Source organism: Photorhabdus sp. RM322S (genome assembly GCF_042879395.1).
Classification (GTDB): Bacteria; Pseudomonadota; Gammaproteobacteria; order Enterobacterales; family Enterobacteriaceae; genus Photorhabdus; species Photorhabdus khanii.
In genome coordinates this window covers 1-22,961 of record NZ_JBHFKW010000010.1, presented here as the reverse complement: position 1 = coordinate 22,961, position 22,961 = coordinate 1, and the positions used below count along the sequence as shown (strand labels likewise).

General features: G+C 44.1%; 23 protein-coding genes and 1 pseudogene. 9 read left to right on the top strand and 15 right to left on the bottom strand.

From position 1 onward, the window contains the following. The first annotated feature begins 6 nt into the window (after positions 1-6). The 4 genes from nqrE to nqrM all read left to right on the top strand — a co-directional run bounded on the left by nqrE (position 7) and on the right by nqrM (position 3,193). Positions 7-603: an NADH:ubiquinone reductase (Na(+)-transporting) subunit E gene (gene nqrE, locus ACGF63_RS08090; protein ID WP_021322987.1), complete on the top strand. Its 597-nt coding sequence runs from the start codon at positions 7-9 to the stop codon at positions 601-603. A 15-nt stretch (positions 604-618) separates the two neighbouring features. Then, positions 619-1,845, top strand: a complete 1,227-nt coding sequence (gene nqrF / locus ACGF63_RS08085) for an NADH:ubiquinone reductase (Na(+)-transporting) subunit F (RefSeq protein WP_036850041.1) — start codon at positions 619-621, stop codon at positions 1,843-1,845. A gap of 109 nt (positions 1,846-1,954) precedes the next feature. Next, on the top strand, positions 1,955-2,950 hold the full coding sequence (locus ACGF63_RS08080; RefSeq protein ID WP_387630093.1) for an FAD:protein FMN transferase: 996 nt from the start codon (positions 1,955-1,957) through the stop codon (positions 2,948-2,950). A 15-nt stretch (positions 2,951-2,965) separates the two neighbouring features. Continuing rightward, a complete protein-coding gene (gene nqrM / locus ACGF63_RS08075) occupies positions 2,966-3,193 on the top strand; it encodes a (Na+)-NQR maturation NqrM (RefSeq protein ID WP_118986848.1) in 228 nt (75 codons plus the stop codon). Between the two features lie 393 nt (positions 3,194-3,586). Here the strand turns inward: nqrM and ACGF63_RS08070 are convergent, their stop codons facing one another. From ACGF63_RS08070 to ACGF63_RS08060, 3 genes are all read right to left on the bottom strand, one after another. Next, the gene (locus ACGF63_RS08070; protein ID WP_387630091.1) at positions 3,587-3,880 is read right to left on the bottom strand and encodes a DUF1240 domain-containing protein; all 294 of its coding nucleotides are present in this window, start codon (positions 3,878-3,880) and stop codon (positions 3,587-3,589) included. A gap of 148 nt (positions 3,881-4,028) precedes the next feature. Continuing rightward, positions 4,029-4,430: a DUF1240 domain-containing protein gene (locus ACGF63_RS08065; protein WP_152963918.1), complete on the bottom strand. Its 402-nt coding sequence runs from the start codon at positions 4,428-4,430 to the stop codon at positions 4,029-4,031. Beyond that, positions 4,420-5,289 (bottom strand): hypothetical protein, encoded by an 870-nt coding sequence (locus ACGF63_RS08060; protein WP_152963919.1) that lies wholly within the window; start codon positions 5,287-5,289, stop codon positions 4,420-4,422. The genes ACGF63_RS08065 and ACGF63_RS08060 overlap by 11 nt, the downstream gene beginning before the upstream one ends. 471 nt (positions 5,290-5,760) lie before the next feature. Here ACGF63_RS08060 and ACGF63_RS08055 point away from each other — a divergent pair. Then, positions 5,761-6,233 (top strand): annotated as a pseudogene (locus ACGF63_RS08055) (transposase); the annotation flags it as partial. Positions 6,234-6,349: 116 nt separating this feature from the next. Here the strand turns inward: ACGF63_RS08055 and ACGF63_RS08050 are convergent. From ACGF63_RS08050 to ACGF63_RS08040, 3 genes are all read right to left on the bottom strand, one after another. After that, a complete protein-coding gene (locus ACGF63_RS08050) occupies positions 6,350-6,643 on the bottom strand; it encodes a helix-turn-helix domain-containing protein (protein WP_118986868.1) in 294 nt (97 codons plus the stop codon). A 2-nt stretch (positions 6,644-6,645) separates the two neighbouring features. Then, positions 6,646-6,975, bottom strand: a complete 330-nt coding sequence (locus ACGF63_RS08045) for a type II toxin-antitoxin system RelE/ParE family toxin (RefSeq protein WP_152963920.1) — start codon at positions 6,973-6,975, stop codon at positions 6,646-6,648. Positions 6,976-7,055: 80 nt separating this feature from the next. Next, entirely contained in the window at positions 7,056-7,334 is a 279-nt protein-coding gene (locus tag ACGF63_RS08040; protein WP_152963921.1) for a plasmid SOS inhibition protein A, read from the bottom strand. On the opposite strand from ACGF63_RS08040, the gene ACGF63_RS08035 reads away from it, so the two are divergent. After that, positions 7,224-7,544 carry a hypothetical protein gene (locus ACGF63_RS08035; RefSeq protein ID WP_162524246.1) on the top strand — a complete coding sequence of 107 codons (321 nt, stop codon included), beginning with the start codon at positions 7,224-7,226 and terminating at the stop codon, positions 7,542-7,544. The two genes, ACGF63_RS08040 and ACGF63_RS08035, sit on opposite strands and share 111 nt — an antisense overlap. 251 nt (positions 7,545-7,795) lie before the next feature. On the opposite strand, the gene ACGF63_RS08030 is transcribed toward ACGF63_RS08035, so the two are convergent. From ACGF63_RS08030 to ACGF63_RS08000, 7 genes are read right to left on the bottom strand one after another with little or no spacing between them, the layout of a single operon-like run. After that, positions 7,796-9,133, bottom strand: coding sequence for an MSMEG_0569 family flavin-dependent oxidoreductase (locus ACGF63_RS08030; RefSeq protein WP_387629990.1), 1,338 nt, complete (start codon positions 9,131-9,133; stop codon positions 7,796-7,798). Positions 9,134-9,145: 12 nt separating this feature from the next. Next, positions 9,146-9,436, bottom strand: coding sequence for an MSMEG_0570 family nitrogen starvation response protein (locus tag ACGF63_RS08025; protein ID WP_036850058.1), 291 nt, complete (start codon positions 9,434-9,436; stop codon positions 9,146-9,148). After that, on the bottom strand, positions 9,424-10,479 hold the full coding sequence (locus ACGF63_RS08020; protein ID WP_152963923.1) for a sll0787 family AIR synthase-like protein: 1,056 nt from the start codon (positions 10,477-10,479) through the stop codon (positions 9,424-9,426). The genes ACGF63_RS08025 and ACGF63_RS08020 overlap by 13 nt, the downstream gene beginning before the upstream one ends. Further along, positions 10,476-11,039 (bottom strand): MSMEG_0567/Sll0786 family nitrogen starvation N-acetyltransferase, encoded by a 564-nt coding sequence (locus ACGF63_RS08015; protein ID WP_036850063.1) that lies wholly within the window; start codon positions 11,037-11,039, stop codon positions 10,476-10,478. The genes ACGF63_RS08020 and ACGF63_RS08015 overlap by 4 nt, the downstream gene beginning before the upstream one ends. Before the next feature lie 12 nt (positions 11,040-11,051). Continuing rightward, on the bottom strand, positions 11,052-12,131 hold the full coding sequence (locus ACGF63_RS08010) for an MSMEG_0568 family radical SAM protein (RefSeq protein WP_387629986.1): 1,080 nt from the start codon (positions 12,129-12,131) through the stop codon (positions 11,052-11,054). Positions 12,132-12,153: 22 nt separating this feature from the next. Further along, entirely contained in the window at positions 12,154-13,161 is a 1,008-nt protein-coding gene (locus ACGF63_RS08005) for a Nit6803 family nitrilase (RefSeq protein ID WP_387629982.1), read from the bottom strand. A gap of 28 nt (positions 13,162-13,189) precedes the next feature. Then, positions 13,190-13,672 (bottom strand): MSMEG_0572/Sll0783 family nitrogen starvation response protein, encoded by a 483-nt coding sequence (locus tag ACGF63_RS08000; RefSeq protein WP_387629979.1) that lies wholly within the window; start codon positions 13,670-13,672, stop codon positions 13,190-13,192. A gap of 238 nt (positions 13,673-13,910) precedes the next feature. On the opposite strand from ACGF63_RS08000, the gene ACGF63_RS07995 reads away from it, so the two are divergent. Beyond that, complete coding sequence (locus ACGF63_RS07995; RefSeq protein ID WP_387629976.1) at positions 13,911-15,836, top strand: sigma 54-interacting transcriptional regulator; 1,926 nt, start codon at positions 13,911-13,913, stop codon at positions 15,834-15,836. A 151-nt stretch (positions 15,837-15,987) separates the two neighbouring features. Here the strand turns inward: ACGF63_RS07995 and ACGF63_RS07990 are convergent, their stop codons facing one another. After that, positions 15,988-16,863, bottom strand: coding sequence for a glycerophosphodiester phosphodiesterase family protein (locus ACGF63_RS07990; RefSeq protein ID WP_051477492.1), 876 nt, complete (start codon positions 16,861-16,863; stop codon positions 15,988-15,990). 102 nt (positions 16,864-16,965) lie between these two features. After that, positions 16,966-17,484 carry a sigma-70 family RNA polymerase sigma factor gene (locus tag ACGF63_RS07985; protein WP_387629972.1) on the bottom strand — a complete coding sequence of 173 codons (519 nt, stop codon included), beginning with the start codon at positions 17,482-17,484 and terminating at the stop codon, positions 16,966-16,968. A gap of 1,282 nt (positions 17,485-18,766) precedes the next feature. Between ACGF63_RS07985 and ACGF63_RS07980 the strand changes: the two genes are divergently transcribed. Together ACGF63_RS07980 and ACGF63_RS07975 are read left to right on the top strand one after the other, a co-directional pair. Then, the gene (locus ACGF63_RS07980) at positions 18,767-19,192 is read left to right on the top strand and encodes a DcrB-related protein (protein ID WP_387629970.1); all 426 of its coding nucleotides are present in this window, start codon (positions 18,767-18,769) and stop codon (positions 19,190-19,192) included. Positions 19,193-19,204: 12 nt separating this feature from the next. After that, positions 19,205-22,961 (top strand): PAAR domain-containing protein (locus tag ACGF63_RS07975; RefSeq protein WP_387629968.1); only part of this gene is annotated, 3,757 nt, incomplete at its 3' end.

Sequence of the window (22,961 nt, the reverse complement as noted above, 5' to 3'; positions counted from 1 at the left end):
GACAACATGGAACATTTTATAAGCCTGTTTGTCCGTGCCGTCTTTATTGAGAATATGGCGTTGGCTTTCTTCCTCGGTATGTGCACTTTTTTGGCCGTATCGAAAAATGTCACGACAGCGTTTGGTTTAGGCATTGCAGTAACGGTAGTTCTCGGGATCTCTGTTCCTGCCAATAACCTCGTTTATAACTTTGTCTTGCGTGACGGTGCATTGGTTGAAGGGGTTGATCTCAGCTTCCTGAACTTTATTACGTTTATTGGCGTGATTGCTGCATTAGTGCAGATTCTTGAAATGATCCTTGATCGTTATTTCCCTTCACTCTATAACGCGCTCGGCATCTTTTTGCCACTGATTACGGTTAACTGTGCGATTTTTGGTGGTGTTTCTTTCATGGCGCAGCGTGACTATAACTTTTCTGAATCCATCGTGTATGGCTTTGGTTCAGGTATAGGCTGGATGCTGGCAATTGTTTTGCTAGCTTCTATCCGTGAAAAAATGAAATATGCTGATGTTCCGGCAGGTCTGAAAGGATTGGGGATCACCTTTGTCACCACGGGTTTGATGGCATTGGGTTTTATGTCCTTCTCTGGTGTGCAGTTATAAAGGCGAGAAGCGTTCATGGATATAATAATTTTAGGCGTAGTGATGTTTACCCTGATTGTGTTGGTACTAACGGCCCTGATTTTGTTCGCAAAATCAAAGTTAGTTAACACCGGGAATATTAAAGTTGAAGTTAACGGTGATCCGGAAAAGAGCTTTACCGCTCCTGCCGGTGATAAGTTGCTGAATATGTTATCAAGCCAGGGCATTTTTGTCTCTTCTGCCTGTGGTGGCGGTGGCTCTTGTGGTCAGTGCCGTGTAAAGATTAAAGATGGTGGTGGTGATATTCTGCCAACAGAGCTTTCCCACATTAGTAAGCGTGAAGCGAAAGAGGGTTGCCGTCTGGCTTGTCAGGTTAATGTAAAACAGGACCTGAAAATCAAATTACCGGAAGAGATATTTGGTGTTAAGAAATGGGAGTGCGAAGTTATCTCCAACGATAACAAGGCCACTTTCATCAAAGAGCTAAAACTGAAAATCCCTGATGGGGAAGTCGTGCCTTTCCGTGCTGGTGGCTATATTCAGATTGAGGCTCAACCACATACGGCTCGCTACGCAGATTATGACGTGCCGGAAGAGTACCGCGAAGACTGGGATAAATTTAACTTGTTCCGTTTTGTCTCTGAGGTGAAAGAACCGACGATTCGTGCTTACTCCATGGCAAACTACCCAGAAGAACACGGCATTATCATGCTTAACGTTCGGATTGCGACGCCGCCGCCAAGGGATTCGGAAGCGCCGCCGGGAATGATGTCTTCTTATATCTGGTCACTGAAATCCGGTGATAAAGTGACTATTTCTGGTCCATTCGGTGAATTTTTCGCAAAAGAGACTGATGCGGAAATGATTTTCATCGGTGGTGGTGCGGGTATGGCACCCATGCGCTCTCATATTTTTGATCAGCTTAATCGATTGAATTCAAAACGTAAGATCAGCTTTTGGTATGGCGCTCGTTCTAAACGTGAAATGTTCTATACCGAGGATTTCGATCAGCTGGCGGCTGAAAATGAAAACTTTACCTGGAATGTGGCTCTATCTGATGCATTGCCTGAAGACGACTGGGATGGTTACACCGGCTTTATCCACAATGTTTTGTTTGAAAACTATTTGAAGGACCATCCGGCTCCTGAAGATTGCGAATTCTACATGTGTGGACCTCCGGTAATGAATGCCGCAGTGATCAAGATGTTAAAAGATCTTGGTGTTGAGGATGAAAACATCATGCTGGATGATTTCGGTGGCTGATAGGCCATAAACGGTTTGATTTAATGCTGGTGCCCACAATTTGTGGGCGCTGGTGGTTCAGAAAGGGTAATGAATTGTGCGTAAAAAGATAAGTAGCTGGATAGCGTTAATGTTTGCAGTGCTGCTGTTGGTTGCATGTGATGGCCAGGAGCAGCAAAATATTCATGGGCAAACGATGGGGACTTATTACTCCATTAAATTTGTCACTGGCTCGTCGGCTCCCTCGCCAGAAATTTTGCAAAAAGAGATTGATCGTCTGCTGGAAGAGGTTAACGACCAGATGTCAACTTATCGCCCTGATTCTGAATTGAGTCGTTTTAATCAAAGTCGTGAAATTAATAAGCCATTCCCTGTATCGCCGGCGACAGCAAAAGTGGTCAAAGAGGCGATCCATATTAATAGATTAACGGATGGTGCATTGGATATAACGGTGGGGCCGTTGGTTAATTTATGGGGTTTTGGCCCTGAAGGCCGTGTGACGAAAACGCCTTCTGAAAGTGAACTGGAAAAACGTCGAGAATTGACGGGGATTGAGAAACTGGCGGTGGAAGGCAATAATCTGATTAAAACAGTGCCGGAGCTGTATGTCGATTTGTCATCTATTGCTAAAGGTTATGGTGTAGATGTTGTTGCTGAATATCTGGAATCGCAGAATATCAACGGTTATATGGTTGATATTGGTGGTGAAGTTCGTACATCAGGCCATAATGGTAAAGATCTGCCATGGCGGATTGCGATTGAAAAGCCTTCTGATACCGGAATGGAACAAAGTGCTCAGGAAGTGATAACACCTGGAAATATGTCGATTGCCACTTCTGGCGATTACCGTAACTATTTTGAACAAGATGGTGTGCGCTATTCACACACGATTGATCCAAAAACAGGTGCTCCTATTTCGCATAATCTGGTCTCTATTACTGTAGTTGCGCCAGTTTGCATGAGTGCTGATGGGCTTTCTACCGGGTTAAATGTGTTAGGGCCGGAAAAAGGATTGAAAGTTGCAGAAAGCTTGAATATCCCGGTTTTTATGATTGTAAAAACAAAAAATGGTTTTGAAGAGCGTTACAGTAAAGCTTTTGAGCCGTACTTACAGAAAAATCAATGAGAGGGGGAGAAGGGCGTGTTGACCGTATTTATTGCAACTTTCATCTTTTTCCTGCTGGTTTTTGCGGGAATGTCGTTAGGTTACATGATTAAACGTAAGAGCATACAAGGGAGCTGTGGTGGTTTAAGCAGTATTGGCGTTGAGAAAGTATGTGATTGCCCAGAACCTTGTGATGCCCGTAGGAAACGAATGGCGCGTGAAGCAGCCCGGCAGGTTCAGTTAGAGAAGCATCGGATTATCTGAGTTTAATAAATCGGCGGAATTCTCCTTCCTGAATGCTAATTGAGAGCAGAGCGAACTTTTAGTATTTGGGGGGGAGATGGATATAAAAAGTGGATTGAATGGATATTTAAGCGTTAACAAGGCACGAAAATGATTTGAAAAGTAGCGACATGTTACATCGCATCTACCCTTTTTATCATTTCTATTGCAACAGTCATAGGCATGAACAGTTTACTCTTTGTCTGAGGAAACTCCTCAAATCCTACATTCATATACAGTTTTTTGGCTATGTCGTTCTTAGCATCGACGATAATCATCGGGGTGGGAAAACACCGAATGAATTATTTAAGGGAATACGAACATGTTTACTTCCAGATTAACGATGTTGCACTTATTATGTGAATCTACCTAATATTAATCACATAGCTTAATATCTTTTAAATAGGTATTAGGTGACATCCAGGATATTCTTTCACATACCAAATAATTCTCGCTTTTTAATTTATAATCCACATGAAAAGATAGGGGGAAACTCGAAAAAAATGAGATGACAGTTATCATTCCAAAATAGTTAATAAAATTATCGTGATATTTTTGGCAACAGCCAGTTATATTAAATAAAATAATAAAAATCATAAAATACGAAAGCAGAGGAAAAGAAAAAAATAGTATAAAAACATGACCTGAGTATATTATTTTATCTTCCATTCTAATTAAGGAAAATAAATTTTCTCCGGTCGAAAAGAAAGTAAATAACGTTAAAATAAGAAAAGAAAAGAAAAAGAACCGATGATATGTATAATCTTTTTTATTTACCATAATTCACCCAGCTATTAATAAATTAAATACAATAATATTAATCACATAACTTAATATCTTTTACATAGGTGTTAGGTGACATCCAGGATATTCTTTCACATACCAAATAATTCTCGCTTTTTAATTTATAATCCACATAAAAAGATAGGGGAAAACTCGAAAAAAATGAGATGACAGTTATCATCCCAAAACAGTTAATAAAATTATCGTGATATTTTGGGCAACGGCCAGTTATATTAAAGAAAATAACAAAAATCATGCTATATGAAAGTAGAGGAAAAGAAAAGAATATTATGAAAACATGACCTGAGAATGTTATTTTCTCATCCATTTTAATTAAAGAAATTAAATTTTCTCCAGTTAAAAAGAAACCTGATAGCGCTAAAATAAAAATAGCAAAAGCACCGATAATATGTATAATCTTTTTTTTATTTACCATGATTCCCCCAGTTATGAAGAAATTGATTGAAATTAGCTTCTGGTGTTCTTGGTTTTCTCTCCATTTCTTTTTTGATCAAATTAATCACAGTTTCACTGATTTTAAATTTTTTATCTAATGAATTAAGTATAGATACCGTTGCAACACCTATAGCAAGCATAATACCAGCCACAGCAATTACACTACCACCTGTTACAAAGAAAACTGAAAGGACAGTTCCTACAACCCAGGAAGCAAAAGCCCCTACTGCCGCCTTAGCCAGATCTACTGCAATATTGCCTAAGAAATCAGCCAGTGTGTATTCATCCTTAAAGATGTATTCAACCGCTCGATAAGCTGAGGCAAATAATATATTGAATTTAATTCCCTTAACTATGCCACTATTTATTCCCTGCTGCCCTATCCCCATAGATATCATCTTCATGTTAGAAGCGCTGTATCTTGAAGCGGTGATGATTTTTCTAAGCCCCGCATGACCTGAGATTTTAATATATCTTTGCCCATTTTTACCAACATACTCTGTGGCTTTAATCCCTAGCCTTTTAAATTCTCCGACTACATTTGTAAAGTCAAAAGCGTCACGTATATTACCTGCATAGGGTGATATGGGATCGGCAACCGAAAACATTTTCCTCATAAATGGGCTTTTTGGTTTTGGAGAATCAATATCCTCTAAAACATTTTTCGCCTCCTCTAAGGATAGCAGTGCAATATACGTTGTATTCTCGTTTAACTGTTTATCAAGACCAATAGCATCAAAGAACTGATATTGGGGTTTTAAGTGATTAATCCCAACATTACCTGTTAGAAAATCCCCCATATAGCCTTCCCAAGAGGGCCTGTATCTTTTATATGTCATCGTGAAGTTTCCTTTAATATTCTTAAAATCAAAAATCGTTACATCGGTATTTAACGGATGGAGTTTTCAATTTGAGTATAACATCATTGTGTAAAAAAAAGCCACATCGGTTGCATAATAGCAAAATGCTGGATAAGCGCAATGTGTCAGCCGTTTTATTCCTGCATCATAATGGCTCAAATCATCCCTGATGGGATAACACGATAGACTTAACCCTTTTAAAAGCTCGGATTTCTATAATGCTTAAAACTGAGTAACAGAACGAAGCCCCAAAATCTGATTTAACCTGACAAGACGGGAATGAATATAAGTGTGGAAATGAAAAAATGCTTTAAATTTTGTTTATTAAATCTAATCATTATGGTTTTAATCCTGTTAAACATTATTGTTCTTTTTCCGTCATGAGGTTAACCCTATTAAATGTTTTAATATAATTTCATATTTTTGTCTTGCAAACGGGATGCTCTCCAGCAGGACTGCTATGTGTGTCCCCAGGGAGAAAAGTTGATTTATAAAACGACCGGCCGGGAGGGATACCGGCATTATCAAGCTGCGATGGATATCTGCGAGTATTGCCCGAAACGCGCGTCCTGTACGCAGGCCAAAGGGGGCAAAACGATCACCCGTCATGTCTGGGAGGACAGTAAAGAGCAGGCCAGGGAAAACCGGCTAACGCTGTGGGGTAAAAAAACCTACAAACGGCGAAAGGAGACGATAGAACGCAGTTTTGCGGATGCGAAGCAGCATCATGGGCACCATTATGCCCGTTTTCGGGGGTTGCTGAAAGTGCAAATAAGTGTCTTTTGGCGGCAACGGCCCAAAATATCAAGAAGATAGCCTTGCTGGTCGCAATGCTATGTTATTTTTATCTCTGGAGGGCGAGTAGAGTCAATGCAGCAGGAGCCAAAATACTCCCCTGCCGGGTGATAAAACCGGATAAATGAGAAAATGGGTGGCATGATCCTTCATCATGAAAGAAACACGCCTCGTGATTTTCAGGGAGGTTTGTCAGCAGTCTGAGAGCAACTACCAGGTTGCTCTTACCAGCATGTGAGTGAATTCAACCGGCCTGAAAAACAAATCGTCCGCCTAAAATAGCAGCATAGCGATTGAGTGTTCCCAACTGAGGATCAACCTCTCCTCTTTCCAGTCGGCTGATATTCTGTTTCTGGGTTCCCATCCGACAGGCAACATCTTCCTGAGTCATTTTGCAGGCTTTGCGCGCCAGTTTGAGTTGCTGGACAAGAGCCTTGCGAGCCTGAAGATCATCCCATGCCTCCAGCCCTTCAGTTGTTGCCAGGAGCTCAGCCTTAACATCAGACAGCGTAACGAAATCGTAATCATCTCTGTTCATTTTCATTCCAGCATCCTCTTTACCACTTTCATTCGTTCCCGGGACAGTTCCAGTGACGTTTTAGGTGTCTTCTGGGTCTTTTTCTGCAGAACATGTACTACAAAAATTTGTCTGCCCGTATGAAAGAAGAAAAATCCACGCGCAATACCTTCACGGGCACTTACTCTCAACTCTTTCAGTCCATTGCCTACATCCCTCACTCTTGGTTCCCTGAGCTCCGGCCCTGAATTTTCGAGTTCTTCCATTGCATCAACAAGCGCGACCTGTAACCTTACAGGAAGTTTCCCTAACTCCTTACGGGCGGCGCCAATTACCGTTACGGTAAATTTCATATCAGCATCCTTGTAATCATATACGATGATTTTATTCCATCAAAACAAAGCAATCAACAATGATTACTTTCAAACATGACTTATCTGATATTCCCCAGTTTGTTTGGTACATAGAGACGTTCACGGGCCCGGATAACCTCGGGTGTATCCCGAACAATCGCCGCCAAGTTCAACACAATGGTGAATAATGATTTGCCGCCATAACGCAACCAGTCCAGCTCGGCCAGAGAAGGAAAACGGGACTGCCATTGCCAGAACATCGTCAGCCAGTCCGTCTCTTTCAGGTCCGGATGCCTCTTATTCCACTGGCTGAAGGTATCCGGGCTCTGGAAATTCAGGTCAAGGGTGGCCAGCTGCACAACGCGATGATACTGAACGGCCTCCTGCTCGAGAGCATAAAATCTATGGTCATCCCCGTTTTTGCAACACTGATTTTGATTAATGATATGCTTGATTTTTTTCTAGATTTTAAAACCACACTTGTTGACAAAATACTGGTTTTTTATTTGGCATTTGGTTTTTTTCACTATTTCATTGCTAAGAATGAAACTGTATTTTATGAAACGTAAAATTCGTTAAAAAGAAAACTGAAACCTGCCATTATCCGTAAAATATTTACAATAACGCCTATTTCAAGAATATCTAAAAAAACTCCCTTATAAGTATTATCGGTTTAAAATTCACTATTTAAATTGGTTGAATGGGAGGCATTTTACAACAACTACAAACCACATGGTGATTTGAAAAGTAAAATGCCTTATGAGACTCTTATTGAAAAAATAAGAGCTTAAAAATATTCTGTCAGGTGAAATTAGGAATCTCACATTTGAGATATTCGCTTATCTTTGATTTCAGATTTAGCACCTTTAATTAAAGTAGGCAATATAGGTATATTTTGCTGACTTATTTGTTGCTCAATATGCTGTACCACATAGGCGGCATCCTGATTAATCCCCAGAAAACGTCCAGAACCCCATGTATATAACCATGGCAAACCAATAAATGTGACATTCGGATCGATGGTAATACCTCGGTCATGTTTTGGATAACCATTGGCTTGAAAAATATCTAAATTAAGCCATGAATAATCTGGTCTAAAACCAATAGACCAAATCACGGAAGTAATATTTTCTTTTGCTAAATCAATGTGTGTGATTTCCTGCTCAGGCTGCCAAACAGGTTGATACACCGATGCAGGTTCATCGGTTGCAATACTGTTTCTCTCTAAATACTCATCAATCGAGGCATTAATGCGATTATAAGTGTCATCGGCACGGTTCAGGTTTTCTGATAAATCTGGTCTAAACCGGAATTGACCCTCTTTAAAGTCATCAAAATGTCCGAACAGTTGCATACCTTCTAAGGCAAATTTACGCAGGTCAATATCACGCCCACCATCACGCCCTGTGACATAGTGGTTGGTACTGTTACGTACTTCTTCACTATAACGATGATTGTTGACAGTAGTTTCGTAATAATCCATATCAAACAGCCATTTCACCACATCTTTACCGCGATAGAAGCGAGCGCAACGTGGTGCATTGCCCGTCGATAAATAGACTTTTTTGCCTGCCAGATGTAAATCTTCGGCAATCTGTGCACCGGATTGCCCTGACCCGACCACCAACACCGCTCCTTCAGGCAGTTGATCTGCATTTAAATACTCTTCCGAATGCATCACTTTCACATGCTTAGGCAAGGCATCGCTTAGTTTTGGATAAATCGGAGTGTGATACCCACCTGCGGCAACGACAAGCTGTTTGGCTGTAGTGGTACCGTGATTGGTTTTAATGACAAACTCATGTGCCGCCACTTTTTTCACCTGTTCTACCTGAATATTTAAAATGGCGGGAGGGTTAATTTTTTCAATAAATTCGTCAAGATACTCCACAATCTCAGGCTTAGTCATAAAGCCGTCAGGATCTTTTCCCTGATAAGGATGTTCAGGTAATAGACACTGCCAGTTCGGTGTCACCAAGGTAAAATTATCCCAACGTTTACGGCGCCAGCTATGGGTTAACTCGGATTCTTTTTCCAATACCACATGGTCAATGCCTGCTTTTTGCAAATAATGGCTGATAGATAAACCTGCTTGACCACCACCAATAATCACCACATCATAATGTGGCTGTAACATTTGATTTTGGATATTTAACATGGAACATCCCTCTCATTGATTCGTCATTTCAATAACTTCAATTTGATCTTCCGGGCTTGGCCCGAAGAATTTGGCTTGGCGTTTGATCATTGCCAGAGTATCCATGGCCGAACTACAGACAAAGCCATAACGTGCCTGTACCCTTTCCGATGCGGCATTCAGGCCATTTTCAACCTGATGTAAGAACTGCGTACTTGGGTAACGTTGACCAATGGACAGATATTCATAAATCACCGTTGAGGGTGAGTAATATTGAATCAGCTCCCCATCAGGCCATTTCACGGTAAAATTCACACTGGGCATAACATCGACTCCTGCTGATTTTTAGCCTCAATCTGTATGGATTGAGTCTGTAACTTTGTTAAAACGTCGGCATAACAAAAACCGGTAAACATTCGGTTGTTAAAATCCCAAAATATGTCGTATTGCTGTTGCTGCTGCACGGCAACCTCACCACTGACATTGGTTTCACCAATCACCGCGCAGGCAATGTTCTGGCAGTGAAACAGCTCGATAATTTCTTCACATTCATTTGCATCGGCAGTCAGTAAAAAACCAAAACTGGGGAAAATTTGTAGCCATTTAAACCAGTCCACATCGTCAGGTTTAGGAATGGCATCTAAGTTGATATGTGCCCCCGATGCCGTAGCTTCGAGCAGCATCAACAAACTGCCTAAAATGCCGGCATTGCTAATATCACGGGCGGCATGAACCCGATTTGCCTCTGCCAATTGCGGCAATAAGGCAATTTGTGACTGTAAAATGTGGTCAGGCACCCGTTCAAAGCATTTCCAATAAGTGGTATTGGCGTGGAATTGCCCTTGCAAATTTAACGCGATCAGAATTTTTTGTTGTGGTTTGACATGCAACACCGAGAGTAGTTTTCGCGCTATGCCTTGAATCGCAACAGATAAAGTGGGCTGATAAACGACGGCAAGATTGGTATGCCCACCGACCAATGGCACATCATAAGCACGACAAGCATCCTGCATACCTTGCATTAACAACTGGGCATGTTCGCTACTGGTATGCCAAAAACTATTTACTACGGACAATGCCCGACCACCCATGGCTGCAATATCACTGATGTTCGCCATTACCGCTGACCATCCGGCAAAATAAGGGTGATTGGTCACAAAACTGGGTAGCATGCCTTCACAGGCGTGCAATACATATTGACCATTTAGCGGCAGTGCCGCCGTGTCATCTCCGGGATAGGCATATAAGCTATCCAATGAATCCACATGGCAAGTTGTATTGACTGAAACCGTGTGAGCAATCGCCTGCTTGGATTGCATAGCGGGTGTCTGTTTTAACATTTCGAGTAGTTGATTGAGCTCCATCATTGCGTCTCCTTCTGCATATAGGCTTGCAGCGGGATATGCTGTAAAGGATAGTTTTCAATCCGTGCCTGCATCAACACATGTGGAATATTGGCAACGGTCAACTGATGCAAACTATCCCAACATAACCTTTTGAAATAGCGTTCATTTTGACTTTGCACAGTGGCTAAAAAAGTACGGCATCCCAAGTTCTTGGCGGTTGATACCGCAGTATTGATTAATGCTTTACCAATGATATGGCGACGTCGATATAAAGGCTCTACGCATAAACGCCCGCCATACCATGTCTGTTCGCCATCAGGGAAAATCCGCACTGCACCAATCACCCGGTCATGCTCACCAAACATTTTCCCAATGGCAACAATGCCTAATGCTTCAACATCGTGCTCGTCACGATCTTCTTGCAAGATTTTTTGTTCATCGCGAAAGGTTACTTCACGCAAACGATAATATTGGCGACGCTCCCAATCTTCCGACACAATTTTGATGGCAATGTCATCGCTAACAAATGGTTTCAGCCCGTCATTTAGCTCAAGCAGCCAACGATAGTGAGAAAGTTCCATATCACATTCTCCTTATTCATACGCTTTCAGCGAAGAGCAAGCGCCACATTTGGCACAGCCGGCTTGAGTCTTTTCCGAGTGCAAACCATGTTGTTTAAGTTGCTGTCCAACTTTCGGATAGAGCGACTGCATAAAAGCGTGATCAGGTTTAGGATGATGCTCTAATGGTGTACCTTGAATCGGTACAAACGGCACTACAAATGGATACACCCCAATTTCAGTCAGTTTGGCGGTCATCTCCACGATTTCCAGTTCGGTGTCGCCCAAACCGGCCAAAATGTAGGTACTGACCTGTCCCCGACCGAACACTGTAACGGCTGTTTCAAATGCCGCAAAATATTTTTCCAACGAGACTTCGGCTTTTCCCGGCATAATTTTCTGCCGTATACGCTCGTTCACCGCCTCAAGGTGCATGCCAATCGACACAGCGCCTGCATCTTTTAAACGTTGAAACCAGGCAAAATCATCGGGTGGTTCGCACTGTACCTGTATTGGCAAATCTACTTGCGCCTTAATCGCTTTAACTGAGTCATATAAAATTTTTGCCCCACGATCTCCCGTATTTGGCGTGCCTGTGGTGATCACCATTTGCTTGACGCCATCCAGTTCAACGGCGGCTTTCGCTACCTCCGCCAATTGTTCCGGGCGTTTACGGGGCAAGGTTCGACCCTCTTTTAGAGACTGATCAATCGAGCAAAATTGGCATGCAGTTGCCTTGTCCTTCATACGAATGCAATGCTGTAACACCGTTGTCGCCAACACATCACGGCTATGTAAGGTCGCAATTTGTTCATAGGCAATGCCTTCGGCGGTTTTTAAATCATAAAAACGGGGTCGTGCAGGCGCAGTTAAGGTCGCCACCGGAATCCGGTTTTTAAAGACGATCACCTTGTCAGAGTGCGGTTCAGGCTTTGCGGTATAGGGAGAGTCTTGTGCTGCAAGGTTTAGCACCGGAATCATCATGGTCTGCCCGTCAAGGCTCAACGCTTTATGATCGCTTGGCCCTGCGCCACCTCTACGGGACAAACCAAACTTACCTTCCCATTTCAGACCATTACATTGCAAATCGGTCAATAGTTGTATTGCAGACATTTTTACCCCCTATCGATTGGGTTTACATCAATACGGTTTCGACATGTTCTTCATTGGATTTTGAGCGCTTTTCGAGATGACTTTGATCTGATGGTTCAACTTTCAGTTCGTGTAATACCTGTGTTGGACGACGATCAATCAATAAACTGAGCAATTCAGGACGACTGTAATGCCCAATCGAATCCATCATGCGTTTGCGTTTATCAATCAGGCTGAAATCCAGATCGGCAATGCAATAACCTTCACCTTGCGTGATCGGTTTAGCCAGGAACTTGCCTTCGGGAGAAACAATGGCGGTAAAACATCCTCCTGAAATTGGACCGATATCACAGCCGGTATCCTGCATAATTTGCTGTTGCTGTTCGGGATGCAGCCATGCGGTGGCATTGACCACAAAACAGCCAGATTCTAAAGCATGGTGTTGGATGGTTGCGTTGATTTGATCGGCAAAGACTTGTCCTACCAACGAACCAGGAAACATGGAAGCATGAATTTGCTCACCATCTGCCATCAAAGAAAAACGTGCCAACGGGTTGTAATGTTCCCAACATGCCAGCGAACCAATACGTCCCACCGCAGAATTAATGGCACGTAAACCACTGCCATCACCTTGCCCCCACACCATTCGTTCATGGTAAGTTGGGGTAATTTTGCGGCGATGCTGAATGATAGAACCATCAGCATCAAATAACAGTTGGGCATTATAAATGGTACTGCCTGCACGTTCATTAATGCCAATCGACACTACCATGCTGGCCTCAAGACAGGCTTGCCCAATTGCTAAGGTTGCTTCGGAAGGTACAACCACCGATTCATTCAACAGTTTTAAATGTTCTTTACCCATGGCGAATGGTGGTTGTACGAAGGAAAAATAAGGGTAATAAGGCACGACGGTTTCAGGAAAAACGGCAAATTGCACCCCTTGTTTTCCAAGCTCTAAAATAATGTCACAGATTTTTTTTACCGTGGCGGCTTGACTATAAAGCACTGGACTACATTGCACTGCGGCAGCTTTAACGATTCTGTTCATAACCTTATCCCCTTATATTTATGTTTACTTAGACAGTCCAAGTATCAATGATTAAGGCATTGTCACGACGCATCAGCAGTTTTAAATCCATTACATCCAGTGGATTAATTGGACGAATTCCCGGAATAAGCGCTTTTTCGGTTTGACCATACATCGCTTGCAACGCAAAACGGCAGGCATAGACTTCGCCACCTTCTTCCATAAAGGTTTTCAACTGATTATTGACGGCTAAGAGACCCGGAAAAGCTTCTGCCCCTAAAGTTGGAAAACCACGTTGTACACCCAACTGCACGCCTGGGCCGTAAAGCAAGATTTTGGTTTCAAAGCCTTTGCGTAATAAACGCTTTGCCTGTAATACATTGACCAGTCCAATTGATCCCTCAAATGCAACGGTATGGAAAGTCACCAATGCTTTTTCACCCGGCTGGGCTTTGATGTCCTCAAACACTTTTTCTTCATAATCAACGAGAAAATCGCCGTCTTTATATTGTTCGATATCAATGTTTGGCATAGCAGTCTCCTAGTTCAATATTATTTGGGAATGAACCAACATGTAGTCTAGTCTGACTGTATTAATGCGAGAGCTGTGCCAAGTTATACTTTTAGGCGGAGGTTAATTACTATCAAATTGAAAAATAACATTTAATTTTTATAAAAATATTTTTTTGGAGATAAATTGAACTGCTGGGAAGTTACGATTTTTCGTAGTATTATGAAATTCCATAACTTAAATTATGAAAATTCATAGTATGAATACAACTGACTTTATCTCGGACTGGGTAGTTTCTGAAGATTCGATTCGCCCGTTGGTATTTGAACACACGTCACAGGCATTAATTGTGCTAGACCCACATGAAAACCAGTTTATTGATGTGAATATTAGTGCCACCCAACTATTACGCTATGAACGTCATGAAATTATTCAAAAAACGGTGACTTCCATTTTTGGTCATTTCAGACAACTGCCATACCTTATCGCATTTACCGAAGGCGCTTTGGCAAAAGGTTGGGCCTGGAACAATGAGTTGTATGTCTTTGATAAAAATGGTGAAAAAATCCAGTTGGATATTACTTCCATTTCATTGCCCTATAAAAACAAAACCTTGCTGATATGGTCGCTGGTGGATGTCAAAGATTTAGAGCTGCGCCAACTCAATACAAATGCTGATAAAGTCATTGGCACAGGTTTAAAAGAATCGCAAGCCTTGCAAGAACTGTTTATTGACTCCGACACAGGCAAGCATTTATTACTGAGTTCAGTCGGTGACGGTATTTACAGTATTAACAAACAAGGCTTATGTACCTTTATTAACCCTGTCGGGGCTAAAATGTTGGGACTGCAACCTGAAGATACACTGGGTAACAATATCCATCAGATTCATCACCATACCCATGAAAATGGTGAGCCCTATCCTGAAGAAGAGTGCCCGATTTATGCGGCGGTACATGATGGTATTGTACATGAAGGTATTCAGGAAATTTTTTGGCGCCGTGATGGCAGTTGCTTTCCGGTGGAATTTACCAGTACCCCAGTGATTTGTGATAGTGAAATTATTGGCGCGGTAGTGGTGTTCCGCGATATTACCGATCGGCTGAATACCGAAAAACAATTGACTCATGCCCTTGAAGAACTGCAAGATTTAAAAAGCCGTCTGGAACAGCAGAATGAATATCTGCAAGAAGAGATTTTACAAGAAAATCAATATCATGAAATTATTGGCAGCAGTGAACCCATTTTACAGATTATTGAAAAAATCAAGGTGGTCGCCTCAACTGATGCCAACGTGATGATTTATGGTGAATCAGGTACAGGCAAAGAATTGATCGCCCGTGCCATTCACCAATCCAGTCACCGTAAACAGCAACCACTTATTCGGGTCAATTGCGCCGCTATTCCTTCGGAACTGTTTGAAAGTGAATTTTTCGGACATGTCAAAGGTGCATTTACTGGGGCTGTGCGTGACCGTGTCGGACGTTTTGAATTGGCAGACCAAGGTACATTGTTTTTAGATGAAATTGGCGAAATTCCTATAGAGCTACAAAGTAAATTGTTGCGTGTATTGCAAGAAGGAACCTTTGAGCGGGTTGGCGAAGAAAAAACGCGGCATGTGAATGTGCGGATTATTGCCGCTACCAATCGCAATTTAAAAGAAGAAGTTAAACACAAACGCTTTCGTGAAGACCTGTATTTCCGTTTAAATGTATTCCCGATTTATGCACCTGCCTTACGTGACCGTAAAGAAGATATTCCACTTTTGGTTACACATTTTACTAAGTTGATTTGTGACAAGCGTAAAATTAATTATTTACCATTTTCACAAAAGCATATTTTGGGGCTACAGCAATATGACTGGCCTGGCAATATCCGTGAGCTGCAAAATGTCATTGAACGCGCACTCATTACAGCAAAGCAGGGTGCTGTTTCCTTTAAATATTTGCTGGAGCAAGATCAACAGCAAAATGAAACGACGTGTCAGAATATTCACGATGAACTTCAACGAATCGAAGGCGTGCTGACCATGCAACAGCTGAAAGAGTTGGAAATTAAAAATCTCTCTCTTGCCGTTAAACAATGCAAAGGGAAGATTTTTGGTGATGACGGTGCAGCAAAATTATTGGGAATGAACCCAACGACATTGATCTCACGTTTAAAGAAATTGGGGATTGATTACTGAAAATCTCATTTTGAACTATTTTAAACAAGGTTTATCAGTGGTCAAAACCCACAGAGAAGAGAACTGCGGGTTTTGCTTTGTTTACAGATGTAAAAGCGGTTCCTTCAGAAAATAATTACTGTAACTGCTTGTTTTCGGGAACCTCAAAATCTTATTTTGTTTTAAAGGTACTGAATAGCTTGGGTGAATCTACCAGCACACCATCGGCACCGAGCTCTTTAGCCTGTTTGAAATCTTCTTTGGTTTTAATGCCAAATAAAATGATGTTTGCACCACCTTTAGCCCGGAAACACTTCATTGCTTCCTTATCCCATGACAATACTGATTTGGAACGTGCTTCACCAAGAGTATATTTTTCAACAACTTCTACATTGCGGCGCATTTCCAAACCATACCAGCGAGCAGTGTCTGTGTTTTCAGGAATATCGCACTGGTGAGCCATTGTAATATTCGCCAGCATGGTGCGGGTTTTATCACGGCTTTCGAAGCGCTGAATCATGTTTGGCAACGCGTTAAGGTATTTTTCATCAGTGGAATAGAAACGGGTACGTGCCAGAGCTTTCTGCTTGGTTAGTACTTTTTCTAGCGCTTTGGCTTGCTGTGTTGGATCGGCATCGGGTGATTTCAGATCAATATAGAAGAAAGTCTCTGGATATTTTTTTAAGACTTGTTCCAGTGTTGGAATACTTAACCCTTTATTGCGGAATGGATGCTCACTATCAGAGCCAAATTTGTAACCGGCATCAAATTTGGTCAATTGACTTGCGTTATAGGCAGAAACAGGCCCACTTTCATTGGTTAAGCTATTCAGATCTGATGGACGATAGAGCACAGGAATACCTTCTTTTGAAAGCTGAACAGTTATCCAGATGGCATCCGCTTTGTTCTCTAAGGACTTGGAAATTGCATATTCTGTATTTTCAGGTGCATCACCTGTACCAGCACGGTGAGCGATGATTTGTGGTGTTGTGGCAAAAGCGCTGGCAGAGCAGCAAAGTAGGATTGCAGCGGTAATTCCGTGTCGCATAATTTTCTCCATAATATCCAGTTATAGGTAAATTATAATAATTTACTTTATTTATGATTTCATATTGAAATCAATTGTGAATGTAACACGGCTTGGCGAATTTTAAATGAAAAATTGAACTTTTTTACATTTGTTATGGGCTCGCTGCAAATACTGTTTCACTGAACTGGAAGAAATCTGAAGCTGATCAGCTATTTCGCTGTAACGCAGACCTTGTAATTGTGCGAGCAGAAAAGCTTGTTTTACCCGGCTTGGTAGTTTATCAAGGGTGATATCGAGCTTCTCAAGCTGTTCAAGTGTAACCAATCTGCTTTCTGTAGAAGGCATGGTCGTTTCTGGTATGGCGTTTATATATTGCAGATAGTGTTTTTCCGTTTTTCTCCGGCGGTAGTAGTTAGCAACCAGGCAGCGAGCCACGGTTGCCAGAAAAGGCCGTGGTTGACGGATATCTGACAAATTTGAACTGGACAGAACATTCAGGAACGTATCCTGAGTCAGATCTTCAGCATGGCAGGGGCAGGGGACTTTATGGCGTAACCAGTTGTATAACCAGTCATGATGTTCAAAGTAAAATTGTTGCGCAAAACTATCAATTTCAGATATGGCTTTCTGGATTGCCATGATGATTTCCAATAACTCGGGAAAATGATAATGATTATTATTTGAATGTAAGCATTGGCTGTCAAGTGATTGTCATCACATGAGGTTCTTAGATTACTGACTTTTAGCGTTTCGATTATCACTGCTGAGTTTTCATCAATGATAAAACAAGTGTTAAGAAAAGCCATTTTTTGGCTGTCAATGTGGTTTTAAAATCGGGAAAAAAATTCGATGCTATACTGGTATTGAAAGAGAAAACATCAGGAAAAATAGGTTTTAAATTGATTAATAAGGTGACGAAATAACTGGGTTAACCAAATAACAGGAATATTATATAAAAACATTTAACAGGATTAGCCGCATTAAAAAGTTTTCTCAAAAAAAGATTTTACATTTTTGCATGATTACAAGAGGCTTTCGAAAAATCAAAGATAATTGTTAAAAAAAGCCGATAAGTCTTTTGATTAAACCTGATTGGCAGCAAAAAAGGACAAAAACATTTAGCAGTATTAAAAATGATTAAAGAAATGGACTTTGATTTAATACCATGAGCATATCCTTTACTCTTTCTGGTTTTAAATCTAAATGCCATTGTGGAAGCAGATAGCCGTCCGGGTATGAGTTATGTACTGGAGAAGATGTTAGAACAACAGGACGGGTTCGCCAGCAATTGATGAAAAACCGAAGGGTGCTGGTTAACTAAATACGAAGAATGGGTTTTGAGTACGGTATCGCTATACCGGAAGGGACCCACTGAATCCGAATATGTGTTTGCGACTACATTGTCAGAAAAAATAAAAACCCATACTTGCATAGGTCGGTGTCCATTAGTTGCTATTTAAATTTGATTGTCTACACATTCCAACCCAAAAAAACGAGTTTAAATCTGTGCGCCTCTGAACTGATCATCCTTAAACAGAGCTAATTTTTTTCAATATCATAAAAAATGCAGAGTTAAACTTCTCTGGTGATTAATGCAAAGTCTATAAACCGGGCAAGGTAAATTGATTGAATAAAATTGTAGTGATTGAGTTCATTAGGACGGATTTTCAGCACGATCATTGGCATTGTTTTGTGATATAAATCACGTTTCATTAAATTCGCTGAGTATTAATTCACCTAATAATCAAGACATAGCCGATTTTTTGTTATATCTTTTTGTCTGAATATTAAACGGACAGCATTATTGATTATATAAGTTTATTGATGACTGAGAAGGGAGTCCCCCCTGAATCTGTTTAATCAGGATTATCAATGTTGTTGCTATGTTCGGCATGCCTATACTATATAAGACAAAAGAAAGATGAACAATCAAGCACGTTGTCGGTTCACTGAAGGCAGCATTCTGTTACCCGCAGGCTATCAGGAACAGACGGTAAACATCCTCATCGCGCCCGATGCCCCCGCGCTAAATATCTCGCGTGATAAGCTGGTCGAAGGCGAAGATCTCCCCGGTTACCTCACTCGCCAAAAAGGTCTGCTGAAAAACGGTCTGCGCAACTGGCAATTATTGGCAGAACAGCCCGCAACGCTGGGCGATAACCGGCTGCAAGGCATGGCGCTGCTCTCCCGTTATCGGCCCAAAAAAGGGCAGCAAGTCTATCAATATCAGGCGGTATTTCTGCTGGATGAGAAAAAAGCGCTGATTTTCACCCTGTCATCCCAGCAGGCGTTCACCGAGGCTCAACGGCAGTGGCTGGATGACTGCCTGCAAAGTTTCCAATTCTAGGGAGGGGACGCTATGCCAGAAGCTGCGCGAGTTGGAGACACGATAGGCCATTCCAGCGCCATGGCGGGATTGGTTGCAGGCACCGTCATCGGTTCATTAATTTCTGCCGCCGGGGGAATGCTGTCGGGGGCCCTGTTTGTCGCCGGATTAGCTACATCCTGTCTTGGGGTAGGCGTTTTGCTGATAGGCGCCGCCATTGTGGTGGGCATGGCGGCGGGATATTTAGGCGACATGGCGCGTGACGCCTGTGTCTCTAAGGGGGCCTCGTCGCGAAGTCCCTGCGGGGAAATCACGCGAGGCTCCCCCAATGTTTTTATCAACAACCAACCCGCCGCCATCGCGTCACGCAGTCAAGTGGCGTGCAGTAAAGAAAATGGCCTGCGCCAGATGGCGGAAGGCTCTGATTCCGTTTTCATCAATGGCTATCCTGCGGTACGGGTCGGAGACAAAACGGTCTGTGATGCCGCGGTCATGACCGGTTCGTCGAATGTCTTCATCGGCGGCGGGACGGCTCAGACGGCAAACATTGTGCCGGAAATCCCTAAATGGGCGTATACCGTTTCCGATTTAACCCTGTTTGCAGCCGGGTTAATCAGTTTCGGTGGCGCGGCAGCCAAAGGCCCCGGCGCGTTGCAGACGCTGTTCAACAAGATACCGGGCGCGGCTAAAATCCGCAAAATCGCCTGCCGGCTGGGAGCGCTTGCTGTGGCGATACCTGTCGCGGGTATTCTGATGAACCCGGTGGAAGTCATTGCCGGTCAGAAATTCCTGAACGATGAAGATGAGCTGGACTTCGTTTTTGACGCTGAATTGCCGCTCTACTGGCAGCGTAGTTACCTGAGCCGTTATCAATATGACAGCGTACTGGGTCGGGGCTGGAGCCTGTTCTGGGAAAGCCATCTCACGCGCGTGGAAGGCGGGTTGCTCTGGCGTTCCCCTGCCGGGGATATCGTGCCCTTTCCTGACGTGCCGGCAGGTCATCGCTGTTTTTGCCCTGAGGCGCAAAGCAACCTGATACACACGGAAGAGGGCAAATGGGAAATTCGTGATGCAGGCGAATTAGTTTATCACTATACGGCTTTTGATCATGACGGCCTCAGCCGCCTGAGCCACATCCGCAATAATGTCGGCAACGAACAGCGTTTTCATTACAACGAGCAGAACCGGATGGTCAGCATCACGGGCCATGGCGGGCTGAACCTGCACTGTGACTATGTGATGATGGATATCGATGGCAAAACGGTTTCCCGCCTCACCGCTGTCTGGCGCGAATGGCATGACGGCCATCGTATTCAGCTTTGCCGCTACCATTATAATGAGCACGCCCAATTGACGGGGGTCAGCCATCGCAACGACGCTCTCCAACGACAATTCGGCTGGACAGAGCACGGCGTGATGGCATGGCATCAGGATGCGCGCGGCCTGCGCTGTGATTACCAGTGGGAGCAGACAGTCGAAGGGCTGTGGCGGGTTATTGCCCGGCAAACCAGTGAGGGCGCGGGCTATCGGCTGGAATACGACGATGAGACCCTTACCCGCACGGCGCACTGGTACGACGGCACCCGCACGGTTTGGCATCTCAACGACGCGCACCACATCATCCACTGCCTCGACCGCAACGGCACGGAGCACCATATCCTGTGGGATGAATTTGGCCTGCCGAACGGCTACAAAGATGCGGACGGCCACACCCGTCTGAGTGAATGGGACCAACATGGCCGCCAGCTGAGTTTCACCGATGCCAACGGCAACCAGACCGGCTGGCAGTACCAGAATGATACCGACCGGCTCACTGTTATCTTCTGGCCGGATGGCACCGAAACGGCATTGGCTTACGATGACTTTGGGCGTCTGGTCAGTGAAACCTCGCCATTGAAGCAGACTACCCGTTATCGCTACGGTTTTGATAATACGGTGCGTCCCGACAAAGTCACTGATGCCAAAGGCGGGGAAAGCCATTTTACGTGGAATGGTCAGGGGCAGTTGATCCGCCACACTGATTGTTCTGGTCAAAGCAGCGCCTGGCGCTACGACAATGAGAACCGGTTGAGCCGCTTTACCAATGCTTTGATGGAAACAGTCAGTTATGACTATAACGATAGCGGCCAGTTAATCCTCATCACCTATCCTGACGATTCCACAGAACACCTGGCATGGGACAGCGCGGGTCAGCTAACCCATCACCAGCGCAATGAGAATGCGCCCCGCACCTGGGAATACAATGCATCAGGTCAGGTGGTCTGTGCGACGGACCGTTTGCAACGTCAAATTCGCTATCAGTACAGTCCCGAAGGCTATCTGATACAGCTCGACAACGCCAACGATGACCGCTATCGGCTGAACCGTGATGCCGAAGGGCGCTTAATCGAAGAAATCCGTCCTGACGACACCTTAATCCGGTACGAATACAATGCGGCGGGCTTATTAAGCACCGAACGGCGCATGGGTGACCGCGTGTTCCAGTACCCGGAACGGCAGGTACACCAGCATTATGATGCGGCCGGTCAGCTGATCCTGCGGGAAACCCACACGGACACTTACCAGTACCGGTGGGACAACCTGGGCAGGCTGCTGGAGGCCAGTCGTGAACCGAACGACAACGGCAAGCAACTGGGAATAGAACCCAACACCGTGCGTTTTGACTATGACGCGCTGGGGCGGGTCATTCGCGAGCAGAACGGCGACGACAGCCTCCAGTTCAGCTATGACGAACTGGATAACCTGACCGCCCTCACGCTGCCGCAGGGCGGCACCTTAAGCTGGCTCTACTACGGCTCCGGTCACCTGAGTGCGATCCGGCATGAACAGACACTCCTCACTGAATTTGAGCGTGACAGGCTGCATCGTGAAACCCGCCGCACGCAGGGCAAACTGTTCCAGCTGCGCGATTATGATCCGCTGGGGCGCTGTACCCGCCAATATAGCCTGCCGTTGAAACAGGCCGATGCTGAGCCACTGCCTTATCTCAGCGAGGGCAAGCCGTGGCGGGCGTGGGTCTACGGCCCCCAGGACGAATTGCAGATGATGGGAGATCATTACCGGGGCATGGTTGACTATCTTTATGACTCTGAAAGTCGCCTGAAAAAAGTGACGCATCAGGGCTGTGCTTATGAGGATATGTTGTGGTATGACCGGGCGGATAACCTGCTGGAGCAACCGCAGTCGATATTGGAACGGGAGGCGGAAGAGCAGGGGATCCCTAAAGCGGTGACACCGCAGGGCGACCGCCTGAGCTACTGGCGGAAATGGCGCTATGAGCATGACCCGCACGGCAACATGACCCGCCGCGAGGGCAGAATGCGCGAAACCCAGGATTACCGCTATGATGGTGACAACCGCCTGACCGTGGCGGTCATCGGCAACACAACGGCGCGTTATCACTATGATGCCCTTGGACGGCGTATCCGCAAGGGGGTGAAAATCGGGATTGATGGACTGGCGCGTTATGAACAAACTGATTTTGTCTGGCATGGCCTGCGGCTGTTGCAGGAGCGTGACACGAAAAGTGGCGAAACACAGACCTACTGCTATGAATCCCATGACAGCTACACCCCGCTGGCCAGCATCGTCACACGGGGAGCCAGACACCATTACTTCTGGTACCACACCGATATCAACGGTGCGCCGCTGGAAGTCACGGACGAGGACGGGAAAATTGCGTGGGCGGGAAAATATCGCATTTTTGGTGAACTGGATGGCCCGCCGCTGGCTTACTTCACCGATCCGGCCCGGTCATCAACAAGCTGTGATTTCAGGCAAAACCTGCGCT